The organism is Halothiobacillus sp. (assembly GCF_027346185.1).
Lineage (GTDB): Bacteria > Pseudomonadota > Gammaproteobacteria > Halothiobacillales > Halothiobacillaceae > Halothiobacillus.
In genome coordinates this window covers 1-22,928 of sequence record NZ_DAIESY010000135.1, presented here as the reverse complement: position 1 = coordinate 22,928, position 22,928 = coordinate 1, and the positions used below count along the sequence as shown (strand labels likewise).

25 protein-coding genes and 1 pseudogene are annotated in these 22,928 nt (G+C 54.1%); 15 read left to right on the top strand and 11 right to left on the bottom strand.

Features of this window, described 5'->3' with window-relative positions:
• Both M7R55_RS09725 and M7R55_RS09720 read left to right on the top strand, forming a co-directional pair.
• Nucleotides 1-209: beta-ketoacyl synthase N-terminal-like domain-containing protein (locus M7R55_RS09725; protein ID WP_298220215.1), on the top strand; the 209-nt coding region annotated here is incomplete at its 5' end.
• A 27-nt stretch (nucleotides 210-236) separates the two neighbouring features.
• Complete coding sequence (locus M7R55_RS09720) at nucleotides 237-473, top strand: hypothetical protein (RefSeq protein ID WP_298220214.1); 237 nt, start codon at nucleotides 237-239, stop codon at nucleotides 471-473.
• 20 nt (nucleotides 474-493) lie between these two features.
• Here M7R55_RS09720 and M7R55_RS09715 read toward each other — a convergent pair.
• Nucleotides 494-909 (bottom strand): annotated as a pseudogene (locus M7R55_RS09715) (hypothetical protein); the annotation flags it as partial.
• A 100-nt stretch (nucleotides 910-1,009) separates the two neighbouring features.
• Nucleotides 1,010-1,774: a DUF429 domain-containing protein gene (locus M7R55_RS09710; protein WP_298220213.1), complete on the bottom strand. Its 765-nt coding sequence runs from the start codon at nucleotides 1,772-1,774 to the stop codon at nucleotides 1,010-1,012.
• 25 nt (nucleotides 1,775-1,799) lie between these two features.
• Between M7R55_RS09710 and M7R55_RS09705 the strand changes: the two genes are divergently transcribed.
• From M7R55_RS09705 to M7R55_RS09670, 8 genes are all read left to right on the top strand, one after another.
• Nucleotides 1,800-2,501, top strand: a complete 702-nt coding sequence (locus M7R55_RS09705; RefSeq protein ID WP_298220212.1) for an SDR family NAD(P)-dependent oxidoreductase — start codon at nucleotides 1,800-1,802, stop codon at nucleotides 2,499-2,501.
• Nucleotides 2,498-2,716 carry a TIGR03643 family protein gene (locus M7R55_RS09700; protein ID WP_298220211.1) on the top strand — a complete coding sequence of 73 codons (219 nt, stop codon included), beginning with the start codon at nucleotides 2,498-2,500 and terminating at the stop codon, nucleotides 2,714-2,716. Before M7R55_RS09705 ends, M7R55_RS09700 begins: the two co-directional genes overlap by 4 nt.
• Nucleotides 2,713-4,227, top strand: a complete 1,515-nt coding sequence (locus tag M7R55_RS09695; RefSeq protein ID WP_298220210.1) for an FAD-binding domain-containing protein — start codon at nucleotides 2,713-2,715, stop codon at nucleotides 4,225-4,227. The genes M7R55_RS09700 and M7R55_RS09695 overlap by 4 nt, the downstream gene beginning before the upstream one ends.
• 130 nt (nucleotides 4,228-4,357) lie before the next feature.
• A complete protein-coding gene (locus M7R55_RS09690) occupies nucleotides 4,358-5,590 on the top strand; it encodes an MFS transporter (RefSeq protein ID WP_298220209.1) in 1,233 nt (410 codons plus the stop codon).
• 9 nt (nucleotides 5,591-5,599) lie between these two features.
• Nucleotides 5,600-5,887, top strand: a complete 288-nt coding sequence (locus tag M7R55_RS09685) for a hypothetical protein (RefSeq protein ID WP_298220208.1) — start codon at nucleotides 5,600-5,602, stop codon at nucleotides 5,885-5,887.
• Nucleotides 5,888-6,068: 181 nt separating this feature from the next.
• Nucleotides 6,069-6,377: a DUF485 domain-containing protein gene (locus M7R55_RS09680; RefSeq protein WP_298220207.1), complete on the top strand. Its 309-nt coding sequence runs from the start codon at nucleotides 6,069-6,071 to the stop codon at nucleotides 6,375-6,377.
• Complete coding sequence (locus M7R55_RS09675) at nucleotides 6,374-8,035, top strand: cation acetate symporter (RefSeq protein ID WP_298220206.1); 1,662 nt, start codon at nucleotides 6,374-6,376, stop codon at nucleotides 8,033-8,035. The genes M7R55_RS09680 and M7R55_RS09675 overlap by 4 nt, the downstream gene beginning before the upstream one ends.
• A 317-nt stretch (nucleotides 8,036-8,352) precedes the next feature.
• Complete coding sequence (locus M7R55_RS09670; RefSeq protein ID WP_298220205.1) at nucleotides 8,353-9,987, top strand: GGDEF domain-containing protein; 1,635 nt, start codon at nucleotides 8,353-8,355, stop codon at nucleotides 9,985-9,987.
• 50 nt (nucleotides 9,988-10,037) lie between these two features.
• Here M7R55_RS09670 and M7R55_RS09665 read toward each other — a convergent pair whose 3' ends face one another.
• Entirely contained in the window at nucleotides 10,038-11,384 is a 1,347-nt protein-coding gene (locus M7R55_RS09665) for a Y-family DNA polymerase (protein WP_298220204.1), read from the bottom strand.
• Nucleotides 11,362-11,799 carry a translesion error-prone DNA polymerase V autoproteolytic subunit gene (gene umuD, locus M7R55_RS12285; RefSeq protein WP_366881181.1) on the bottom strand — a complete coding sequence of 146 codons (438 nt, stop codon included), beginning with the start codon at nucleotides 11,797-11,799 and terminating at the stop codon, nucleotides 11,362-11,364. Before umuD ends, M7R55_RS09665 begins: the two co-directional genes overlap by 23 nt.
• 680 nt (nucleotides 11,800-12,479) lie before the next feature.
• Here umuD and M7R55_RS09655 point away from each other — a divergent pair.
• Nucleotides 12,480-12,881 carry a globin family protein gene (locus tag M7R55_RS09655; RefSeq protein WP_298220202.1) on the top strand — a complete coding sequence of 134 codons (402 nt, stop codon included), beginning with the start codon at nucleotides 12,480-12,482 and terminating at the stop codon, nucleotides 12,879-12,881.
• Between the two features lie 65 nt (nucleotides 12,882-12,946).
• Here the strand turns inward: M7R55_RS09655 and M7R55_RS09650 are convergent, their stop codons facing one another.
• Entirely contained in the window at nucleotides 12,947-13,381 is a 435-nt protein-coding gene (locus M7R55_RS09650; RefSeq protein ID WP_298220201.1) for an Rrf2 family transcriptional regulator, read from the bottom strand.
• Between the two features lie 99 nt (nucleotides 13,382-13,480).
• Nucleotides 13,481-13,858, bottom strand: coding sequence for a DUF202 domain-containing protein (locus tag M7R55_RS09645; RefSeq protein WP_298220200.1), 378 nt, complete (start codon nucleotides 13,856-13,858; stop codon nucleotides 13,481-13,483).
• A 194-nt stretch (nucleotides 13,859-14,052) separates the two neighbouring features.
• On the opposite strand from M7R55_RS09645, the gene M7R55_RS09640 reads away from it, so the two are divergent.
• From M7R55_RS09640 to M7R55_RS09630, 3 genes are read left to right on the top strand one after another with little or no spacing between them, the layout of a single operon-like run.
• Nucleotides 14,053-14,460, top strand: coding sequence for a hypothetical protein (locus M7R55_RS09640; protein WP_298220199.1), 408 nt, complete (start codon nucleotides 14,053-14,055; stop codon nucleotides 14,458-14,460).
• Nucleotides 14,457-15,176 carry a DUF4395 domain-containing protein gene (locus M7R55_RS09635; RefSeq protein WP_298220198.1) on the top strand — a complete coding sequence of 240 codons (720 nt, stop codon included), beginning with the start codon at nucleotides 14,457-14,459 and terminating at the stop codon, nucleotides 15,174-15,176. Before M7R55_RS09640 ends, M7R55_RS09635 begins: the two co-directional genes overlap by 4 nt.
• Nucleotides 15,173-15,760, top strand: a complete 588-nt coding sequence (locus M7R55_RS09630) for a TetR/AcrR family transcriptional regulator (RefSeq protein ID WP_298220197.1) — start codon at nucleotides 15,173-15,175, stop codon at nucleotides 15,758-15,760. The genes M7R55_RS09635 and M7R55_RS09630 overlap by 4 nt, the downstream gene beginning before the upstream one ends.
• A 142-nt stretch (nucleotides 15,761-15,902) precedes the next feature.
• Here M7R55_RS09630 and M7R55_RS09625 read toward each other — a convergent pair whose 3' ends face one another.
• The 5 genes from M7R55_RS09625 to M7R55_RS09605 all read right to left on the bottom strand — a co-directional run bounded on the left by M7R55_RS09625 (nucleotide 15,903) and on the right by M7R55_RS09605 (nucleotide 21,256).
• Nucleotides 15,903-16,694 (bottom strand): EAL domain-containing protein, encoded by a 792-nt coding sequence (locus M7R55_RS09625; protein ID WP_298220196.1) that lies wholly within the window; start codon nucleotides 16,692-16,694, stop codon nucleotides 15,903-15,905.
• Between the two features lie 146 nt (nucleotides 16,695-16,840).
• The gene (locus M7R55_RS09620; protein WP_298220195.1) at nucleotides 16,841-18,799 is read right to left on the bottom strand and encodes a U32 family peptidase; all 1,959 of its coding nucleotides are present in this window, start codon (nucleotides 18,797-18,799) and stop codon (nucleotides 16,841-16,843) included.
• Nucleotides 18,800-18,801: 2 nt separating this feature from the next.
• On the bottom strand, nucleotides 18,802-19,575 hold the full coding sequence (locus M7R55_RS09615) for an ABC transporter permease (RefSeq protein WP_298220216.1): 774 nt from the start codon (nucleotides 19,573-19,575) through the stop codon (nucleotides 18,802-18,804).
• Nucleotides 19,576-19,628: 53 nt separating this feature from the next.
• Nucleotides 19,629-20,558, bottom strand: coding sequence for an ABC transporter ATP-binding protein (locus tag M7R55_RS09610; protein ID WP_298220194.1), 930 nt, complete (start codon nucleotides 20,556-20,558; stop codon nucleotides 19,629-19,631).
• Between the two features lie 83 nt (nucleotides 20,559-20,641).
• A complete protein-coding gene (locus M7R55_RS09605; RefSeq protein WP_298220193.1) occupies nucleotides 20,642-21,256 on the bottom strand; it encodes a trimeric intracellular cation channel family protein in 615 nt (204 codons plus the stop codon).
• Nucleotides 21,257-21,438: 182 nt separating this feature from the next.
• On the opposite strand from M7R55_RS09605, the gene hemN reads away from it, so the two are divergent.
• Entirely contained in the window at nucleotides 21,439-22,830 is a 1,392-nt protein-coding gene (gene hemN, locus M7R55_RS09600; protein ID WP_298220192.1) for an oxygen-independent coproporphyrinogen III oxidase, read from the top strand.
• Nucleotides 22,831-22,928: the final 98 nt, after the last annotated feature.

Sequence of the window (22,928 nt, the reverse complement as noted above, 5' to 3'; positions counted from 1 at the left end):
CGGCTTCTCCTCGCGGCAAAAGTGGTTCGCCTATCGCGATTATTGGTATAGCGCACCGTCTGCCCGGTCAGCTTTCTGATCAAACGCAGTTGTGGGATGCCTTACTGGCTGGGCGCGATCTCGTGACCGAGGTGCCTGCCGATCGGTTTGGTACGCAATTTCATCAGCATGACCGTCGGGATGAGCCGGGGCGTGGTGAGGGTCAATAGCACATCAGGGCTGCAAGCACTGCACACATGGGCTGCGCCGTTAAAGTTCTGGGTGCTTGTGTTTATGATGTACCGGGCTTGGTGGATACCCAAATCCTCGATGATTTTTGGATGAACCCAACGCCGCCGAATGCCAAAGAATTAAGCGATTTTATTCGGCTGCTGGTGCACGCCTCGCAAGTTCGCGGTGTGTTTTTTGGTCGCGCGGATGACGCGTCAATCATCGCCGGCTTTGCGCAACGGCTCACTGATTCCACTTTTTAATTCATCAAGATTGGGATTGATTATGTGTCACATCCCAGACGGTTATAAGGTCTTTTAACAAACAGATTCGGATGGGTTTGATAGCAATCTTTCATGGCTTGGACGGGCGTTCGACTGTGCAGCGCCGACTGGGGCAACTGGTGGTTGTACAGGTATACATAACGCATCAGAGTTTGCGCCATATCTTCGTCGCTGATGAAGTGGTTGGTCTTAAGAATGTCGGCAATCCGGTTATTGAAGCGCTGGTCCTTCCTCTCGTTCCCTTGCGGCATCCCTGCCGCAAGCCCCTTCGGGGTTTGGATCTCGAGTACCACCATACCGTTGGTTTGGGGGGCTTGGGTTTGGTCAGGCGATGTTTGATGTCTAATGCTTGGCAGAGCTGGTCGAACTCATGCCGTCTGCTGGCCTGTCGCTCTTTTGAAGCGAACAGGCGATCGGCTCAATCCAAGCCGTAACCCGGTTCATATGAGGAACTGAATCGCAACGGGATGATTCATTTTGCGAGGACATGATTGAGTCCAAAAGCACACGACTGGTCAACTCTCAGCCTCAAGTATTGCCAATCGCTGCGGCACATAAATATAGCCAGCTTTCGCGTCGCCAAATAGAGTCCCCGAGCTTAGACACGCAAAAAGGCCTGCGATATACAAGCAAATAATGGCGTCGAGTACATCTTCATTGTGTTTCAGTGCGGCTCCGCGCAGATGGTATATATGTTCAGCGTCAAAAAAATAGTTCAGGTCAGCGGCAACCTGCAAACTCAGTACAGTTGATCTTTTGAGCCGTAAAAGCATATCCGCAAGCGCGACCTGTCCTTCTTTGCGTTCTTGTACCGTACCTTTTTTATAACGATGACGCTCGGGTAGGCCAAAAATCTCAATCAACGCCGGATGCGGATAGCACTCGATTTGCCAACGTGTGGCCATCGGATTGGCGTGTTCGAACCCTTCTTGTTCCAGCCAATTCGCCAAGGCTACGCTATCGGCATAGGGAAAACGCGCCAGATTCGTTGGGTGACAACCGGCCTTGCGCCGTCCATACACCCTGTTCAGGGCCATCTCGCATGCGCGCGCACCGCCTTGATTGGTGATGATGGTTGGTGCATCGATGGCCACGCCTGTTAAATCGGGCGCCGATTCCAGCGATTCGATGATTTGTGCGATGCCATATCGCTGGGTGTGTATGGCAGTCACCAGCAGTTGCTGCTCATGGATTTGACCAATCGCAATGGCTGTGGGGTTGCGATCGCTCACCCAAGCCATATCAATCCCTGCCAAACAAATTTTCTTTTCTATACTCATTTTTATTTTTCTTTGATTAGACCAAATGAGCCTAAAAGCTAAAAATATCGCGGTGTTTGGTGCCTCAAGTGCGGTGGCTCAGGCTATGGTTAACCGGTTGTCCGAACGATTTCCCAAAGCGACAGTGCACGCATTTTCTCGCCAAGGCGATAACCCAATCGATTATCTGGACGAATCGGCCCTTGCCGCGGCCGCTGAACGAGTCACGCAAACCGAGCCGCTTGATTTTATATTGATCGCCAATGGCATTTTGCATGATGACCAAGTCGCTCCTGAAAAAGCCTTGGGTCAATTATCTGCTGCTAATTTTGAACATGTTTTTGAAATAAATACCATCATCCCCGCCCTGATCGCTAAGCACTTTTTGCCAAAATTGAACCGACAGGCGCCCGCTTATTTTGTGGTGTTATCTGCGCGCGTGGGGAGTATTTCAGATAACCGGCTCGGTGGCTGGTATGCCTATCGTGCATCTAAAGCCGCTTTGAATATGTTGATTCGAACCGCTGCCATCGAGGTGGCACGCCGTAACAAACAAGCGGTTGTCGTGGCGTTGGAGCCGGGCACCGTAGATACGGCCCTGTTGAAGCCTTTTCAAAACAATGTGCCAGCCCACAAGTTGTTTACTCCCGATCAATCAGCGGGGCATTTGCTTTCTGTACTCGATCAATTAACGCCGGAACAATCTGGTCGATTTTTCGGCTGGGACGGCCACGAGATACAACCATGAAGTTGCGCCCGGAAATCATCAGCGAAATCATCGAAATGGCATGGCGCGATCATGTCGCTTTCGAAGATATCGAAAATCTCACCGGTCTGAGCGAAGCTCAAACCGTCCGATTGATGCGTGCGCAACTCAAACCCTCAAGCTTTCGCTTATGGCGTCAACGCGTCACATGCAGGGTGACAAAACATAAACAAAAGCAAGAAATGTTGCGCTTATGAACGTGGTTTGGTTCAAACGGGATTTGCGCCTGCATGATCATGCCGCCTTGGTACAGGCGGCGGCCGATAGACCGGTTTTGCTGTTGTATATTCTCGAACCCAGCCTATGGCGACAACCGGATATGAGTGCCCGGCATTATCGATTCTTGACCCAATGTATCGAGGAGCTTCGTCGCGCGGCGCAAAAATTAAACCAGCATTTCGTGATCCGTGTGGGCGAGGCGATCGATGTACTGGCCCAAATTCAGCAAAAACAACCGATTCACGGGCTATGGTCGCATCAAGAAACAGGCAATGATCATACCTACGCCCGAGATCGGGATGTCAGGGCATGGTGCCAAGCTCAGGCAATCCCATGGCATGAGCCGATGCAACATGGTGTGATACGACGACTTCGGGATCGCAACGGTTGGGCGGCCCGCTGGCAGCGGCAAATGCAGCAGCCGGTTTTCCCTGTGCCGCAAAATATAATCTCAATCAATGAAACGAGCGACCCTTGGCCTTCGGCCAGTGACTTGGCGCTAGCCTTCGACGGGGACGGCACACAATGGCAAATCGGTGGCCGTTCGCAGGCCATTGAACTGCTGAAAAGCTTTCTTTTTGCACGGGGAGAAAACTACAGCCGAGGGATGTCCTCGCCGATTACCGCCTTTGAACAATGTTCCCGCTTGTCGGCCCATCTTGCCTTTGGCACCGTGTCCATCCGAGAAGTCTTTCAGGCGACACAGCGCCGTGCCCATGCGATTAAAGCACTACCCGCTGCCGAACGCGGCCAATGGCTCAGAGCTCTGCGTTCCTTTTCAGGCAGGCTCCGCTGGCATTGTCACTTTATCCAGAAATTGGAGGATGAACCGCGGCTCGAATTTGAAAATTTGCACCCGGCCTACGACGGCTTGCGCGAACAGACATTTAATACCGCCTACTTTGAAGCATGGAAGGCGGGAAAAACGGGGTACCCGATGGTGGATGCCTGTATGCGCGCATTGCATGCCACGGGCTGGTTGAATTTTCGGATGCGTGCAATGGTCATGAGTTTTGCCAGTTACCACCTTTGGCTTCATTGGCGCCCACCCGCCCTACATCTTGCCCAGTTGTTTACCGATTACGAACCGGGCATACATTACAGTCAGGTGCAAATGCAATCGGGTACCACCGGGATCAATGCCATTCGCATCTACAACCCGATAAAACAAAGCATCGACCAAGACCCCGATGGAACGTTCATCCGTCGCTGGGTGCCCGAACTGGCTCATTTGGATGAAAAATTAATCCACACACCCTGGCTAGCCCCGAATCCACCCCCTGATTACCCAGCGCCAATTGTTGACGAAGCCCGATCACGCAAGGCTGCCGCCGAGAAAATATTCCAGCTGCGAAAAACCAACCCCCATCACAAACAATGGGCTCAACGAATTGTGCATAAGCACGGCAGCAGAAAATCAGGATTAAATAAAACCGCTGAATGCAAAACGCCCAAAAAAAAACAGCAGGGCCAATTACCCTTATTTTGATCTCGCCCGCCCTATGAGGGACAAGACGGTTTCACTGACCAAGTGCAAAAAACTCCAGCCAAACAAACCGTGGACCGGCTGCTAGAATCAGCACCAGCACACTTTTCTTCTGCCTCACATCGAGCACCCCATGTCTACAACCCTGACCGATACCCCCCAGCCTGTGTCACCAGCGGCACCGGTGGAAACGCAATACCGCGTCCTCGGCGCCATCAGCGTTTCGCATTTCCTCAATGATCTGATGCAGTCGCTGATGATCTCGATTTATCCGCTGTTCAAAAGCAATTTTGACTTGAGTTTTGCCCAGATCGGGCTGATCACCCTGTGTTTCCAGTTGACGGCCTCCATCCTGCAACCGTTGATCGGTCAGGCGTTTGACCGCCGACCGATGCCCTATTCGCTGGTGCTCGGCATGGGCTTTACCTTCAGTGGATTGATCACCCTGGCGTTTGCCCCGAGTTATGGCTTTTTGCTCGCGGGCGCGGCGATGGTGGGCATCGGCTCATCGATTTTCCATCCAGAGTCCTCACGCGTGGCGCGCATGGCATCGGGGAAACGGCCCGGTCTGGCCCAGTCCATCTTTCAGGTGGGTGGCAACGGGGGCACGGCGGCAGGCCCACTTCTGGCCGCGCTGATCGTCATTCCGCATGGGCAGGTCAGCATCTCCTGGTTCAGCGCAGCGGCCTTATTGGCAATGGTGGTGCTTTTTTTCGTGGGGCGCTGGGCGACCGTTCAACACCGCAAACCCAAAACCGCACGCCATCTGCCGCCGGTCGATCTGTCCCGTTCGCTGCGTTTGTGGATCCTGGTTGGCCTGCTGACGTTGATGTTCTCCAAGTTCCTGTACTTAGCCAGCATGAACAACTACATGACGTTCTACCTGATGCACCGCTTCGACCTGCCGGTGCAATCCGCGCAACTGCATTTGTTCATTTTGCTGTTTGCCGTGGCTGCGGGCACGATGCTTGGCGGGCCGATCGGTGATCGCATCGGTCGTCAGCGCGTCATCTGGTTGTCGATTCTGGGGGTTGCGCCCTTCACATTGATGCTGCCGCACATGGGGCTGGAAGCGCAATCGATCCTGCTGCTGGTTATCGGTTTCGTGCTGGCGTCGGCCTTCCCTGCCATGGTGGTGTATGCACAAGAGTTATTCCCGAACCGGATCGGCGCCGTGTCCGGGCTGTTCTTCGGTTTCGCCTTCGGCACGGCGGGTATCGGGGCTGCCCTACTTGGTCAGTTTGCCGATCACTTCGGTATCGAAACCCTGATTTTCTATTGCAGCTTTTTACCCTTGATCGGCGTGATTGCGCTATTTCTGCCCGATCTGCGTGAACAGCATCCAAGCGCGCCGACGAAATCCTAGGTGCGACGCATGAAGAAAGATTGGGTGCGTAACTGTAGCCTGTTTCAGGCACATATTGATCCCAAGCAAACAGACGCCATACGATCGGCAACCAACCAGAATAGGGCTTTGGGCAATCAGCGATTCAGGGAAGAAGTGGCTCGATTGACCGGACGTCGGACCGAAGAAACAAAGCGTCGGGGGAAGGAAACCTGGGGGTTGCTAAACGGGCTTAATTTTGTTCTGACTCCAATTATCTCAATTTTTGATTTTCGCCCTCTGAAGATTCCAAGATGGAATTATTCAGAGCTTCTCTGATTTTCCATTCAACACCTTCTACGCCCCAAACTTGTGCGTATAATCACGCACCCTTGGAGGAAAGGACTCCAAACACAGGGTTTGCAACCTCATCTCGCCAACGCTGGGCGGGAGAAATGCCAGTCAAAAACCATGAAGAGTCGGGCTGGCAAAACAAACAAAAATTGAATTGGGGAGCCTCATGAAAGCAGACTTAGCCGAACGGATCGCCAGCGATCCCGATTTCCAACACCTGATCAAACGCCGTACGGGGTATGGCTGGATGATGGCCTTCATCATCATCGTGGTGTATTTCACCTTCATTTTGCTGATTGCCTATAACCCGCAGTTACTGGCAACAAAAATCTCTGCCGGATCGACTATTTCCGTAGGTATTGCTGCAGGCTTTCTGATCATCATTTTTTCCTTTGTGATGACCGGACTGTACGTGCACAAGGCGAACGCACAGTTCGATGAGATCACAGCCAAGATCAAGGAATCACACGAATGAAAAACCCACTGCTCATGTTGGCTGGCCTTGCAGCCCTGGCAACAGCGACTTTATTCTCTACCGGCGCCTTCGCCGCGGATGCCGCACAAAAATCAATCAATGTACCTGCCGTCAGTATGTTCGTGATTTTCGTGGTACTGACCCTGTTCATCACCTGGTGGGCCGCGCAACGTACACGCACCACCAAAGACTTCTATGCGGCTGGCGGTAATATCACCGGCTTCCAGAATGGTCTGGCTCTGGCGGGCGATTACATGTCTGCCGCATCCTTCCTCGGTATCGCAGGTCTGGTGTACGCCAACGGTTTCGATGGCCTGATCTATTCCATCGGCTTTTTGGTCGGCTGGCCGATCATGCTGTTTCTGCTGGCGGAAAAGCTGCGCAACCTCGGTAAATATACTTTTGCCGATGTCGCTTCCTATCGTCTGTCGCAAATCCCTACCCGCACAGTGGCTGCCATTTCATCCTTGATTGTGGTGGCGATGTACCTCATTGCCCAGATGGTCGGTGCGGGTAAACTGATCGAAATCCTGTTCGGCCTGCCCTACAACTATGCGGTAGTGATCGTCGGCGTGCTGATGATTCTGTACGTCACGCTGGGCGGCATGCTCGCGACCACCTGGGTGCAGATCATCAAGGCTGCGCTGCTGCTCTCCGGCGCTACCTTTATGGCTTTGTCCGTGCTGTATGCCTTCGGTTTCGATTTCAACGCGATGTTCACCAAGGCCATCGAAATCAGCCCGAAGCATGATGCCATCATGGCGCCGGGCAGCTTGATCCACGATCCGATTTCCGCCATTTCACTTGGCTTGGCGCTGATGTTCGGTGTGGCTGGATTGCCGCACATTCTGATGCGTTTTTTCACCGTAACCAACGCCAAAGAAGCACGTAAATCCGTGTTTGTCGCCACGGGCTTTATCGGTTATTTCTATGTACTGACATTCATCATCGGTTTTGGTGCCATCATCATGGTTTCCACCAATCCGGCCTACCTCGATGCGGCACATAAACTGATCGGCGGCGATAACATGGCGGCCATCCACTTGTCACACGCCATCGGCGGCAACATCTTTCTGGGCTTTATCTCTGCGGTTGCGTTTGCCACTATTCTTGCCGTTGTATCCGGTCTGACACTGGCCGGTGCCTCTGCGGTTTCACACGACTTGTATGCCAGTGCCTTCCGCCACGGTCGTGTGGATGAAAAAACCGAGATGCGCGTTTCACGCTATGCCACCATCACCCTGGGCATTCTGGCCATCTTCCTCGGTATTGCCTTCGAGAAGCAGAACATCGCCTTCATGGTGGGACTGGCTTTCGCGATTGCGGCCTCGGCTAACTTCCCGATTCTTTTCCTGGCAATCTACTGGAAAAATCTCACCACACGTGGCGCCGTCATGGGCGGGCTGGGCGGGCTGTTGACGGCTGTCATTCTGGTTATTCTCTCCAAGAGCGTATGGGTGGATGTGCTCGGCTACTCTAAAGCGATCATGCCGTACGCTTATCCTGCCCTGTTCTCGATGCCGGTGGCGTTTGTCTTCGCGTGGTTCTTCTCGATCACCGACAACAGCGCACGTGCCGCCGAAGAACGAGCCCGCTTCCACGCCCAATATGTGCGTTCGGAAACCGGTATCGGTGCCGAAGGGGCCGTCAAACACTGAGCACGCCTGACTCAGGCTTTGCCTGACATGAGGTGAATATCACCCTGTCAGTCTGGTAAAAGACCCGATTCATTCATAAGTGCCTGCGAAAGCAGGCATTTTTTATTACATATCAATCAACATATCCGAAAACAAAATACGAAAATCGACTCAAACGTTATTTTAAAAACGTCACCTTTGATCCAGAGGGCTATAAGCATTCCAAGAAGTTCGCAGCTCAATAACCATGGGCTTATACTTGCTGTGGTTAATAAGCTATTCGGGTAGAGTTATTTCAACCACCGCTGTTCACAAACAATCCAAGGATGTATACCTGCATGAGTATTTCCCGATGTGCCAACAGTCTAGTGGCACGCATCATCGTGTTCGGGATACTCCTCGTCCTGATCGGCACGGTAACGCGTTATTTCGCTCTTGCGGGATATATTCGCGATAATCTCATTCAGATTACGACCGCCCAACAAGCTTCTCTGGCAGAAGCCGTCGCACAGAATATTGATGACAAGCTGGAGGATCGACTCGCATTTCTAAAACGGGTCGCCATGACGATGCCACTTGATCTCGTGCAGGAACCTGTACGTTTGCATAACTGGTTGAAGGAACGCGCCGAATTGCTGCCGCTGTTTTCACTGGGGTTGCTGGTTACAGATCCTGATGGCACCGTGATTACCGACTACCCCTCGGTACCTGGGCGGTCTGGCTTGTCTTTGGCGCAAAATGCAGACTTCCGTCGCGTAATGAAGGGGGAATCAGGGATTGGAAATCCAACCGTTGGCACGCTGACACATAAGATACTGATTCCAATGGGCGTCCCTGTTAAAGACGATAATGGAAACATTCGCGCCATCATGATCGGCCTAACAGCGCTACCATCTCCGGGATTTCTTGATTTTCTGAGTAAGGGACAACACAAAGATGCGAGTAATTTCAGTCTGATCGCACCAAAAAGCAAGCTGATCGTTGATTTCAGCGGCCCCATCGCCGCGCTGGAACCAGCCCCTGCATCAGGAGTCGATCCATTTCTTGACCGCGCGTTGAATGGCTTTCGAGGTAGTGGCATAACGCACAGCAAGGGCATCGAGGAAATCGCAGCGATTGCGTCCATATCCAATACGAACTGGTTCATTATTGCCCGTGTACCCACATCGGTCGCGCTTGCCGCCGTTGATCAAACCAAATCCTATTTGTTCTGGCATCTGCTGCTTACCATTGCCATTGCCCTTCCTGCCATTGGGTTGTTTGTGACGTGGATATTGCGGCCCCTGTTTCAAGCAGCAGACAAAGCCGAAAAAATGGCAAGGGAAGAAATGCCGCTCCAGGAGTTACCCGTCGTCCGTAATGATGAAGTCGGGCACCTGACTGCGGCATTCAACAAGCTGATATCCAAGCTGGCCAGTAGTCAGAACGCACTTCGGCATATGGCTTATCACGACGCACTGACGGGACTACCCAATCGCAGTTTGTTAGTGGATCGCTTGCGGCAGGCGCTGGCGCGCTCGAAGCGGAATCAATCAAGACTAGCCGTCCTGTTCCTGGATCTCGATGGCTTCAAACAGATCAACGATACGATGGGGCATGACGCTGGCGACGAGGTCTTACGCGTAATAGCCAGACGGCTTTCCTCTGTTGTACGGGAAGTGGATACACTGGCTCGTATCGGAGGCGACGAATTCATCCTCTTGGCAACTGATCTGGCTGAAGAACCGGATCATGGTATCGGAAAAATCGCAGACAAATGCATCCAGATGGTTACCGAACCGCTAAAAATTCAAGACGTTGAGTGCAACCTCGGCGTCTCAATTGGTATCGCCTTGTGTTGCGGTAAATGTGAACCGGAGTGTTTAATTGCTGCCGCCGACAAGGCCATGTACGAATCCAAGCAGATGGGTGGTGGCTGTTACCGGGTTACCTCCTTCTGCAAACCATTGCATGAGATCGAAACCACCAACTGACCGAGCCTCCAATTCATGCAGAGAGGTACCGGGCGGTAGATAGCCAAAATTCACATTGCCACCACCCGCGCCAATTGCCGAATATCAGTCGTATAGGCCGGTGTGTGCCGATTGCGCTTCATGGCCCAAGGCTGTGCGAACCCTTCCCCGGCTAGTTTCAGCGTATGCTTGCCCATTCGGGCATTGATCGCGTCGAGTGTTTGCATTAGTTGGTCTGTGCGCCGGTCGTGTTGTGCATTGTGGAATAAATCCGTCCGCGCGCCCTGCCCTTTGGGCTGGATGTCGATCAGCACCACGCCGACCTTCTGATATTCGAAACCTGCTCGATAGATTCGCCCCAGCCCCTGCTGGGCGATTTTAACCAGCAAGCGGGTATCATCGCTGGCCGCAGCCAAGGGCAGTGTGATGCCCTGGCTATAAAAAGGCCGAGCACTGAATGGACTGGTGCGAATAAAGACCTGCACCATCTGCGTTACGCTGGCTTGCGCTCTGAGCTTTTCGGCCGCGCGGCTCATGTGCGCCGTGATGGCTTGACGCAGTTCGGGTAGATACCACACCGGTTTGCCAAATGAGCGACTGACGATGATTTGTTGCCTGGGCGCCACCACCGATTCCAGCGGCAGGCAGGAAATACCCTGAAGCTCGCGTACCGTGCGCGCCAATACAACCGAAAATTGCCGCTGAACAATCACCGGATCGGCGCGTTTCAGATCCAGCGCGGTAACAATACCCCGCGCGTTGAGCTGCTCTTTCAAGCGCCGCCCGACACCCCAGACATCACCGACATCGACACAAGCCATCAAACGATCCTGCGCCGATTCCTCCAGCGCGGTCAAGTCACACACGCCCTGCCACTGCGGCTGTTTTTTCGCCAAATGATTGGCCAGCTTCGCCAGCGTCTTGGATTCTCCAATCCCGATTCCGACCGGAATACCAATCCACTGTGCGACACGCTGGCGCATCCTGTGCCCCAATAACGTCAGATCGACATCCATCCCCCGTAAATCCAAAAAGCATTCATCGATCGAATAGACTTCCTGACGGGGAGAAAAATCGGCCAGGATCCGCATCATGCGGTTACTCATGTCCGCGTAGAGCTCATAGTTCGACGACAGGGCGACCAGACCATGCGACTGCGCCATCGACTGAATCTGGAACCATGGTTGCCCCATCGCAATCCCCAGCGCCTTGGCTTCTGCCGAACGGGCGACGGCACAGCCATCGTTATTCGACAACACCACGACCGGACGCCCCTCGAGCGCCGGATTGAACACCCGCTCGCAAGATACATAGAAATTATTGCCATCGACCAGTGCAAATACCGGCTTGCGCCGCGTACTGTCCAATCGGGGAGATACTGAAACCGGCATTTTCTCAGCCCAGCGCATGGATGACATGAATCACCACACCCCAGATCACCAACTCCTGCTCCGCACCGATCTCGATCACCGGGTAATCCGGGTTTTCCGGCAGCAGACGCACCACGCCGCCGATAGTCGATAGCCGCTTGACCGTGAGCTCTCCATCCAGCGCCGCAATCACGATCTTGCCCGATACCGGCTCGATAGCCCGATCAACGATCAGCATATCGCCATCGTGAATTCCGGCATTGATCATCGAATCCCCCTGCACGCGCAGAAAGAACGTGGCTTCCTTGTGCCGGATCAAATGCCGATTCAGGTCGATGCGCTCCTCGACATAATCATCCGCCGGAGACGGAAACCCCGCCGCAATCCGATAACCGAACAGGGGCAACGTCAACACGGGCGACACAGTGGCCGGCTGCCGCGGAATCAACCCCGATGCGGCCAGCACATCGGACCAGGCATCCGGTGAAAGCGGCTCCTTACTGGCCCTCGCCCGAGCAATGACTGGTACCTCACCCACTTGATTTGGGAGTTTTTGGTCATTGCCATTCAGGGCGGGTAACGCGGGCAGTGTATCCAGCAAAGCCTTGACCACCGCCACCCGGCTTTGCGGCACCCGAACCGGCACCGTGGGCTCGCCCCAACGCCCCTGACCCTTGGGCCGCCCCGCCCCGGAACGCGCACCACCATGCCCGTTGGAATCGCAAACGCGTGTTTTTTTAGGTGATGAACGGTTAGATGAGTCCACTAATCTTTACTCTTGAATAAAGTTACATTATTCAATATGATAATTCATGACCCGCTGAAAACGCAATACGCGGAATAACAACACAGTACCGAACCTGCTTTTCCCCTACGAGCCCGATCAAACAATGCACTACGCTTGGGCGATCACTGCAATGAACTCCCTTTTATGAAGCAGGAATTCATCTGAGCAAATACCACGACCACACGACTACCCGCATTAAATATGTATTTCAGATACATATTATAAATTGGCCTGTTTCCTGCTGTTATCAATTCATCCCGGTGCTCAGTCGCCGGGATGTGCCATGCACGTTGCCCCATTGCTGATCGACAGGGCACGAGAGCATCCCACAAACGACTTTGACTCGGAGAATCATTATGACCCCCCAGCAAAAAGACCTGGTTCGAAGCACATGGGCGCAAGTTGTACCCATCAAGGAACAAGCCGCCGAACTTTTTTACAACAAACTATTCGAGCTCGACCCCAGCGTTAAACCCATGTTCAAAGACGACATGGCAGAGCAAGGCAAAAAGCTCATGATATCCATCAACACGGTTGTAAACGCCCTCGACCGACTCGAACCGATGGTGCCGATTCTGCAGGACATGGGGAAACGCCACAAAGGCTACGGTGTACAGAATCACCAATATGCCACGGTGGGGGCCGCTCTCTTGTGGGCCCTTGAAAAAGGACTAGGCCCGGCCTTCACACCCGAGGTAAAAGGAGCATGGACAGAAGCATACACACTGATCGCAACGACCATGCAAAGCGCCGCATAAAGCACCGCGAATCGGCTCCTAACATTCCAGCAAAGAAGATCGTAACGATGTCAGGAGCCGCGTGACTACAACCTGCCTGGTATGACAGGACGAGTTGAAACATCCGCAAGACTGAACTGATCCAATGTACTCCAGAACGCATGAAGCGCTTGCTGGAGTACAGGCTGCAATCGGCATCGGCCCTGAATCCGACAATGGGATCCCGTCGGTGAAAAACAATCGACCAGAGCCCAACTGTTTTCCATGCCGCGCACGACCTCGCCAATATTGATGTCCTTGCTTGACCTACCCAGCTTCACCCCCCCATTTCTCCCACGCTGTGATTGCACATACCCTTGCTCTGCCAGGGAGTTAACAATCTTCATCAGGTGGTTTCGAGATATTTGATGAAACTCGGCAATTTCCTTGATTGTGTACAGGTGTTGAGGCTCAACAGATTCCTGCTCGGCAAGTAACAGCAGGACGCGCAATGCGTAATCAGTTTGTTGATTCAATTGCATGAGAAGGGGTGCCTTTCTACCGGGATGGACGTCTTTTCATCATATCCGTAGTCGAGCCAGATAAAAAAGTTGGAGAGAAAGAAACAGAACCTCACCCGATTAACCGACCGGATGACTGGTAAAAAGATAGGCAGTCAACATAAATCCCAGCACCGCCACGGCCAGATTTGTCAGCACGCCCATATTGACCCAGTAGCCTTGAGGCACCTCGTTCGGATTCAGTGTGTGCAACACCTTGCGGTATTGCACGACGGCTAGGGCACTCGATGCGGCCCCCAGGCAGATAAACGCCATGCCGATCCAGAACGACAAGCCATGATCCAGTGGTTTCTGGGGCAGCCGAGCCAGCATCGTGACGAACAGATCGAATCGCTCGATCACAAAACCGAAAGCCATCAGCGTCAAACCGGTACGGTTCCACGCCATCAAGGTGCGTTCGGCGGCAAAAAAGACACGCGGGTCATTCAAATCGGACATAAACACTCCTTATGGCAAACCGGGACAATCCGGCCGACAACACAGCACGGCGATGTATGCGGAAGAACAGTATCGCCCGAAAATGAAAGATCAAGAATCAGCGGACAGCCTACCCATTGACAATCGGAAGCGCTTTACGTGAAACTAACGAACGTTAGTTAGCCAAAGAAAAACGATTTCAGGGGAGAGATATCATGCGCATACCGAACAAGATCTGGATTTACTGGTTCATCACGGACGTGCTTCTCATCATTGAAGCCATCTTCGGGCACACCGGCCTGATGCTGGCCATTGGCCTCACCGCCGTTCAGGTCGTGCATTTCTACGCGGAAGAACGATCCATTCGCGGCTTTGCCACCCAAGTCCGCATTGCCTATCTGCTGCTTCTGTTGCTGGCGCTCTGGCACCCCATGGCCTGGTTGATCTACCCCGTCATTCTCGGCACCAGTGCCATGGTGCTGCTCGATTACTGCTTCCTTGCCCGCTTCATGTCACTGATGCCATGGAACCATAGTGAGGCCTACAGCGTCTCCATGATCATCAACACATTTTTCAGCAAACCCGTTTCGGGTTCCGTGCAAAAGAACAGGAGCGCGCAATGAGCACATTCAAGAAAACATGGTTCAGAGACACCAGCGAACCCGATCTGTTCATCAACGAGAATGCCGTGCGCATCCGGGCCGGCATCATGATGTTCATCCCGTTCTTCATGGTGCTGACCTTCTTTTACGTGTTCTACACTTCACCCTGGATCGTTGATCCGTCAACGGTGAAAGACACCTACGACCTGGATGCGGCGTCGAACATCATCTATTCGGGGGACATGAAGATGCGCATCATCGACTACACCCCGCAGACGCTCGTGCTGATCTATGCGTTATTCGAACTGCTGGTCAGCATGACCGTCTGGAGTTCGCGCTTTTCTCCGACTATTCAACTGGCCGCGTTCCTGACACGTAACCAAACGCCCGTGTGGAAACCGCTGGCACCCAAGCGCTTTGCCTGGGGGCTCGGCCTGTTCCTGGCGAGCTTCTGTCTCGTGTTCTTCAATCCCGATGTATTTGCCAGATGGGTCAACACGCTCTTTGCGCATCACATTCTACCGACAACAGTCAACTACATCCCCTACCAAATTCCGGTTGCGCTGGTTTGGGTCTGCCTGGCCATGATCTGGCTGGAAGCGGTGATGGGTTTCTGCCTTGGATGTAAAATCCACTCGTTGCTGGTACGGCTCCGCCTGATCGAAACACCCTGCTACGCCTGCAACAACATCGACTGGGATGCCATCAGAAACAAGAAACAGGACCAAACAGGTTGAGCAGCACTCGGGACACCATACTTTCGACCGCAGCCGAACTTTTCGCAGCACGGGGGTTCGATGCGATCACCATGCGCGATATCGCTGGCGCCTGTCAGATCAAGGCGCCATCGCTCTACAACCACTTCGCCGACAAGAAGACGCTGTATCAGGAAACCCTGAGCTTTGTGTTTGAAGAACACGGCGCCAGTCTGATAGGCTGCCTGAAGGGTGAGAAACCCGCAGAAGAGAAGCTCGGCAACTTCATTCGACTGATCTGCCACCACCTGAATGAACAACCCATGTTCCGTCAATTGTTCATGCGCGAACTGATCGAGCAGGACGAAGATCGATACAGGTTTCTCGTGAACGTCGTCATGGCCGAAACCTGTCATGCCCTGCATGACATCTTTCTGGCCATCAACCCCACCTGCGATCCGCACTTCCTCACCACGAGCCTGATCGGCCTCGTGATTTTCCACTTTCAGATTAACCCGATGCGCCCCTATCTGCCCGGCGGCAGCACAGAAACGCAATCGGAAGCTTATCTGGCGACAAACATCCTGAAACTGATCTCACAGGCGCTTGAACAGCCGCGTGAATAGTACCGAAGTGCGTAGGGATGCAATACTGATCAGCAAAGGAAATGTATTTCGCCAGACGTTCCAACTCGTCGGCAAAAGATAATTAATGACCATCGAGTGTGTTTGGCGCGACATGCTGGCATGCCTGTCCAAGCTCCAAGCTTCAGGCGGGATACTGGGGCTCAGGCAACGCCTCAAATACTGGCCTCGAGAATAGATACCCCTGATGCAAGAAAACGCCCAAGTCTTCGAGGCACGACCATTCTTCAAGCGTTTCAACACCTTCTGCGACTACGCCGATACTCAATTCCTTGCACATGCTCACCGTTGCACGCACCACCGCTTGCCGACCCGCATCATGGTCAATATTGCGGATCAGATTCAAATCCAGCTTGATCACATCCGGCCGAATCTCGATCAGGTGATTCAAGCCAGCATATCCTTCACCAAAATCATCAAGCGCGATGGTAAAGCCTTGTGTGCGATAGACCTCGATGATGTCCATCAGATGTTTTCGATCAACAATCTGATCCGCCTCGGCAATTTCAAAAATCAGTCGCTTCGGATCCAGGTCATAAAGACGAGCGGCCTCAAGCGTTGCACGGATACAAGTTGAAGCGCGATAAACCGCGTTCGGCATGAAATTGATACTGAGCTTGGTGTCCGGATCTTTTGAGGAAAAACCCAACTCAGATGCCAGGCGGATTGCGGTAACCCGTGCCGCCTGGTCGAAAAAATAGCGATTATCGCTATTGATCTGGCTCAGCACCGACAGCGCAGGTTCCCCGGCAATCCCCCGAACCAGCGCCTCGTAGGCGTATACACGCTTGGTCGCGGTGTTGACGATCGGCTGGAAGGCCATGGATATTGGAATAGTGAATTGGCCGTCAATGCAATCTTTGCAAGTGACCTGCCTTACCCCATCAGGAAACATGATTCCTTTTTGATCTGGCATTGTGGGCTCCATGAGCGTGTTTGATTTGAAGCAATATTCGGAAACTTCAAGGTAGAGCCGTCAGCATGCAGGCCTAGCTGCTAGGCCGACAAAGGCTCTATGAAGAATCACAAATACCTGAACTGTGCTCAGGTTTATCTATGAGATTAAACGGACGGACGCGCCTTGTAAAACTGGATCGGCACGGCCTGAATTTCCTTAACCTTGGATTGTGCCACGCCACGCTTGAGTTTGCCGACGACGTGCATTTCGCAGGGTTTGCAGTCGAACACCAGTTTGAGTTTTTCGCTGCCGTTGATCAGTTCGAGCGGTTCGGCCTTGATGGTGCCGTGCACGCCGGTGACGCCGCGGGTTTGTTTGGGGCAGAGGCTGAGTGAATAACGTACGCAGTGCTTGGTAATCATCAGCGAGACTTCGCCCTCTTCCTCGTGTGCTTCGAAGGCGGCTTCGATCAATTTGACGCCGTGTTTGGCGTAGAAGTCACGTGCCTTGTGGTTGAACACATTGGCAAGGTAGCTAAGGGTGTCTTCGGGATAGGGCACCGGCGGTTCCACCGGTTTGGCACGCGGCAGACGTCGCAACATGGTCTTGCGTGCGGCCTCAAGGGCCTCGATGCCTTCCCGGCGCAGGTTGTTAACGAGCGAGGCGGGCACGAACCAGGGCTGGCTGAGATTGAGCACAATGTCCACGGGATTAAAGATTGTGGTGCCCAGCTTGGAAAGGTTCTCGCGCAGACTGGCCTCGCTGCGGGATGCGTCCTTGGCCAGTTCCTTGGCGATGGCGAGTTTTACTGTGGCGCTGCAACCGTCTTCGTCGATCAGATTCAGCGCAAGGCCATCAGGGGTTTCATCCAACCGCAGGCGCACATCGATGCGGCGCTCTGCGGATTTCTTGTCCATAAGCCGCTGCCAGTTCATGTCGCGGTTGCGGTTGAGTTCGGTGCCGACTTTCAGATGACGCAGCTCGGTAATCGGATCCTTGGGCACAACCCGCCAGCGGCCAGCCGCTATTTTCTCGGCGGTATTGATCGCCATGCCGACCAGTTCTTTGTGCAGGTCGAAATAGCACAGGCCGTCGCCATTATTGAGCAACGTGTCGGCATCGGTTTCGATCTCGACGGTATCTTTGCCGATTTTGTTCACCCAGCCAATCCGGCGGCCGGGATTCTTGGGCGAGTCGAACGCGCCGATGTCTTCCTTGCGACCCTGCACGAAATAGTCGGTCGCGTCGCGGTTGAAGTTTTGCGCCGGATCGGGCGTGAAATAAAACGTGCTGTGCCCACTGGACGTGTGGCTCAACTCCGGGCGCTGTTCGAGGATGCCATCCAGCAAAGAGCGGTAATGGGCAGTGATGTTTTTCACATAGCCCATGTCCTTGTAACGGCCTTCGATCTTGAAGCTCTGGATGCCCGCATCGATCAGCGCGGCAAGGTTGGCGCTCTGATCGTTGTCTTTCATCGACAGCACATGCTTTTCGTGAGCGATGATGCGGCCCTCGGCGTCGCGCACTTCATACGGCAGGCGGCAAGCCTGATTGCATTCGCCCCGGTTGGCGCTGCGCCCGGTATGCGCCTCTGAAATGAAGCACTGGCCTGAATACGCCACACACAACGCGCCGTGGATGAAAAATTCCAAGGGCACGGTGGTAGCAAAACGAATGGCTTTGATCTGCTCCAGGCTCAGCTCACGCGCCAGTACCAGTTGCGACAGGCCCGCATCCTGCAGGAAACGTGCTTTCGCGGGGGTGCGGATATCGCATTGCGTACTGGCGTGAAGCTGGATGGGCGGCAGGTCGAGTTCGAGCAGGCCCATGTCCTGAATAATGAGCGAATCGACGCCCGCATCATAGAGTTGGTGCGCCAGCTTGCGGGCCGGTTCGAGTTCGTCATCCCGCAGGATGGTGTTCAAAGTGACGTGAACGCGTGCATGAAAGCGGTGTGCATAGTCGACCAGACGGGCGATATCGGCCACGTCGTTATCCGCGCTTTTGCGTGCGCCGAAACCGGGCCCGCCGATATACACCGCATCGGCGCCGTGGTTGATGGCTTCGATGCCGATGTCCGCATCACGTGCGGGGGCCAGCAGTTCGAGTTGACCGGGTTTCATATTCAGCCTCGCATTCCGATGCCCTTGCGGAATAATCGCAGGGTATAGGCGAACAGGATTACGATCGTTACCACCAGAATCAGGTAGGTGGTGTAGACCGGCACGTCGCTGATACCGAGCATGGCATAACGAAAGCCGTTGATGATGTAGAGAATCGGGTTGAACAAAGACACCTGCTGCCAGAACGGCGGCAGCATGTGGATGGAATAGAATACGCCGCCGAGGTAGGTCAGCGGGGTCAGGACGAAGGTCGGCACGATGGAAATGTGATCGAAACTGCTGGCGTAGATCGCGTTGATCATGCCGCCGAGAGAGAACAGTATCGAAGTGAGCAAGGCCACGAGCAACAGGGCAAGCACGTCATACACCTGCAAATCGGCGAAGAACAAGGCCACCACGGTGACCGCCGCACCCACCGACAGCCCACGCGCAACGCCCCCGGCAAGATAACCCAGAATGATGAGCCAATGCGGCATGGGTGAAACGAGCAACTCCTCAACGTGTCGCGCAAATTTAGCGCCGTAAAACGATGAGACCACATTGGCATAACTCTGCGTGATTACCGACATCAGGATCAGGCCGGGTACGAGATAGTTGATGTAGGGCACACCGTCGATTTCCCCGACGCGCGGACCGATCAGGTGCCCGAAGACGACAAAATACAACGAGGTCATAATCATCGGCGGCAGGATCGTTTGCACCCAGATGCGGCCGAAACGCAACACTTCGCGTACCGTCAGCATCAAAAAAGCATTGAACATCTGACGGCCAGTCATGCCGCCGGATGAGGGTGGAAATTCACCTGAGATCGGTAATTCTTTTTGCGGGTTCATGCTGTCCGCTCCGTACTGTTTTGTACCAGTTTCAAAAACAGTTCTTCAAGCCGGTTGTTCTTGTTTTTCATGCGTTTGACTTCGATACCGTGGCCGCGCAGCACGTCAAATACCTCCGAAAGCGATTGGTCCTTGGAGAGCACCACTTCGATCACATCGCTCTCGGTGAGACGCGCATCCAGCGCAGGCAATATCGGCAGCGACGCCACCGGTGCATCGCAATACAGCACGAAGGTTTCCTGCGCTACGGTGTCAAGCAGCCGCCGCATGTTGGTGTTTTCGATGATACGCCCTTCGTTGATGATGGCGATGTTGCGGCAGAGCTGCTCGGCTTCCTCCAGATAATGCGTGGTCAGAATGATGGTGGTTCCCGCCGCGTTGATTTCGGTCAGAAACTGCCACATGCCGCGACGCAACTCGATATCGACCCCGGCGGTGGGCTCATCGAGAATCAACAGGCGTGGCTCGTGCACCAGCGCACGGGCAATCATCAAACGGCGTTTCATGCCGCCGGAAAGCTGGCGCGACATGGCCTTGCGCTTCTCCCACAATCCAAGCTGCTTGAGCAGATGATCGCTGCGCTCGCGGGCCTTCTTGCGTGTAAGGCCATAAAACCCGCCCTGATTGATGACCACCTCTTCCACCGGCTCGAACTGGTTGAAGTTGAATTCCTGCGGCACGATGCCAATCTGCATCTTGACCCAGTTACGTTCCTGGTCGAGATCATGACCGAACACCTTCACCACGCCACTGGTTTTGTTCACCAACGAGCACAGCACGCCGATGGTGGTGGATTTCCCCGCGCCGTTCGGTCCGAGCAGGGCAAAAAAATCGCCCGGTTCGATGGTCAAATCAATGCCTTTGAGCGCCTCGGCGCCGCCAGCATAGGTTTTGGTGAGGTTGTGTATTTCGACAGCAGGAGTCATTAAATCTCAATTTAAACGATAGGGATGTTGAAAAAAACGACAGAAAAGAACGTACGCTAACCTGGCTTCTTGAAGGGCAGGTTTCAGGCGCTACGTGCCGTGGGCAGATGCCAATGATAGACGATGCCCAGCGCGCGGACGACCAAGGCCACAACAAATCCGAGAATCAGTGCCCAGACGGGCTGATGCAAAACCACGCCAAACAACGCATAAACCACACCACCCAACAGCGCAGCGCTGGCGTAGATTTCCCGGTGTAACAACAAAGGGGGCTCGCCCGCCAGCACATCACGGATCAAACCACCGAACGCGGCGGTCATCATGCCCATGATGATGGCGATGAACGGATTGGTTCCTGCACTCAGGGCAATCTGCACACCCAACACACTGAACGCGGCCAAACCCACCGCATCCGCCCAGAGCAGCCAGGAAAAGCGCCGACGGACATGGTGCACAAAGTAGAACGTGGCGATAGCCGTCAGCACGCACATCACGATATATTCCCAATGGACAACCCAAAACACGGGGCGCGCCAGAATAAGATCGCGCAGTGTGCCGCCGCCAATCCCCGTCACCGTTGCCAGAATGGCAAAACCCATCAGGTCCATCCCCCTGCGTGCCGCAACCAGCGCACCAGAAATGGCAAACACGACCGTGCCGAAATAATCTAGACCGCGCAATAAATCGCCAATCACCACAGATGCTTACTCCGTTTTAATTTGATGAAGACCTTCATCAACTCGAACCGACCGGCGCTGCTCGAAATTTTCCGAGAAAAATACTCAGGCGAATTGATGCGCCAAATCGGCTATTGTATGCGATTGCTTAACTAGGCACATCCGAAGGCCCTTCTTGCTGTAGTTTTGAGAACATGATGACCATGACGCAGACCGCTTCCACCGGACTTTTCGACCCCGACCTGATTCGCCGCTACGACAAATCCGGCCCGCGCTATACCTCCTACCCCACGGCCGTGCAGTTTCACGATCAATTCGACGAATCACACTACCGGGCGGCAGCGGCTCGTTCCAACGCGGCAGGCGGCCCGCTATCGATATACACCCACATCCCCTTCTGCGACACGGTGTGCTATTACTGCGCCTGCAACAAGGTCGTAACCAAGGATCGCGCTCGCGCCCAACCTTACGTGGACGATGTGGTTCTGGAACTGGCATTGCAGGGCAAGCTCTTCGGTGAAGGTCGCGCCGTAGACCAGCTTCATTGGGGCGGCGGCACGCCGACCTTTTTATCCGATGAACAGATGCGCGAGATCATGGCCGCCACGGGGCGGCATTTCGCACTGAAAACCGATGATACGGGCGAATATTCCATCGAAATCGACCCGCGCGAAGCCGATGCCGGAACGATTGCCGTGCTGCGCGACCTCGGCTTCAACCGCATCAGCCTGGGCGTGCAGGATTTCGATGAGCGGGTGCAGGAAGCGGTCAACCGCATTCAAAGTTATGCCGAAACCAAGGAAGTGGTGGATGCCGCCCGCGCGGAAGGATTTCATGGCGTGAGCCTGGATTTGATTTACGGCCTGCCCCACCAGAGCCGTGATTCATTCATGCGCACGCTCGATACCGTGATCGCAATGGCGCCGGATCGGCTGTCGATTTTCAACTACGCGCACCTGCCGACCCGTTTCAAACCGCAGCGGCGCATCCATACCGAAGACCTGCCAAACGCCGCCGAAAAGCTGCGCATTCTGGGCGGCAGCATCGAAAGGTTGCAGGAAGCCGGTTACGTGCTGATCGGTATGGATCACTTCGCCAAACCGGACGACCCGCTGGCCATCTCGCAACGCAACGGCACACTGCACCGCAATTTTCAGGGGTATTCCACCCATGCCGAATGCGACATGGTGGCCGTGGGCGTGTCGTCGATCAGTCAGGTTGGTGGCGCGTTCAGTCAGAACACCAAGGATCTGGTTGCCTATCACGAGGCCGTCAGTGCCGGTCGGCTCCCCATCGAGCGCGGCTATGTGCTCACCGATGAAGACCAGCTGCGCCGCTATGTCATCAGTGAAATCATCAGCCATTTCCGGCTCGATTTCGCCCAGGTGGAACAGAAATTCGGCATTTCGTTTGCGTCCCACTTTGTCGAAGCCCTATCTGAACTCCAGCCAATGGTGGCCGACGAGTTGCTCCATCTCGATAATAACCATCTCGAAGTACTGCCCCGAGGCCGCCTGCTGATTCGCAATATATGCATGGCGTTCGACGAATATCTCAACCCAGAAGGATTACAGCGTTTCTCGAAAGTGATTTAAGGGCACCTCGAAAAACCTACTGAACGCGGGCTTGCGCCTGCTGCGCATTAAGCTGGCGGCAGCCCGCTGTCCGATTGCAGCGTATCGCGCAGCTGGCG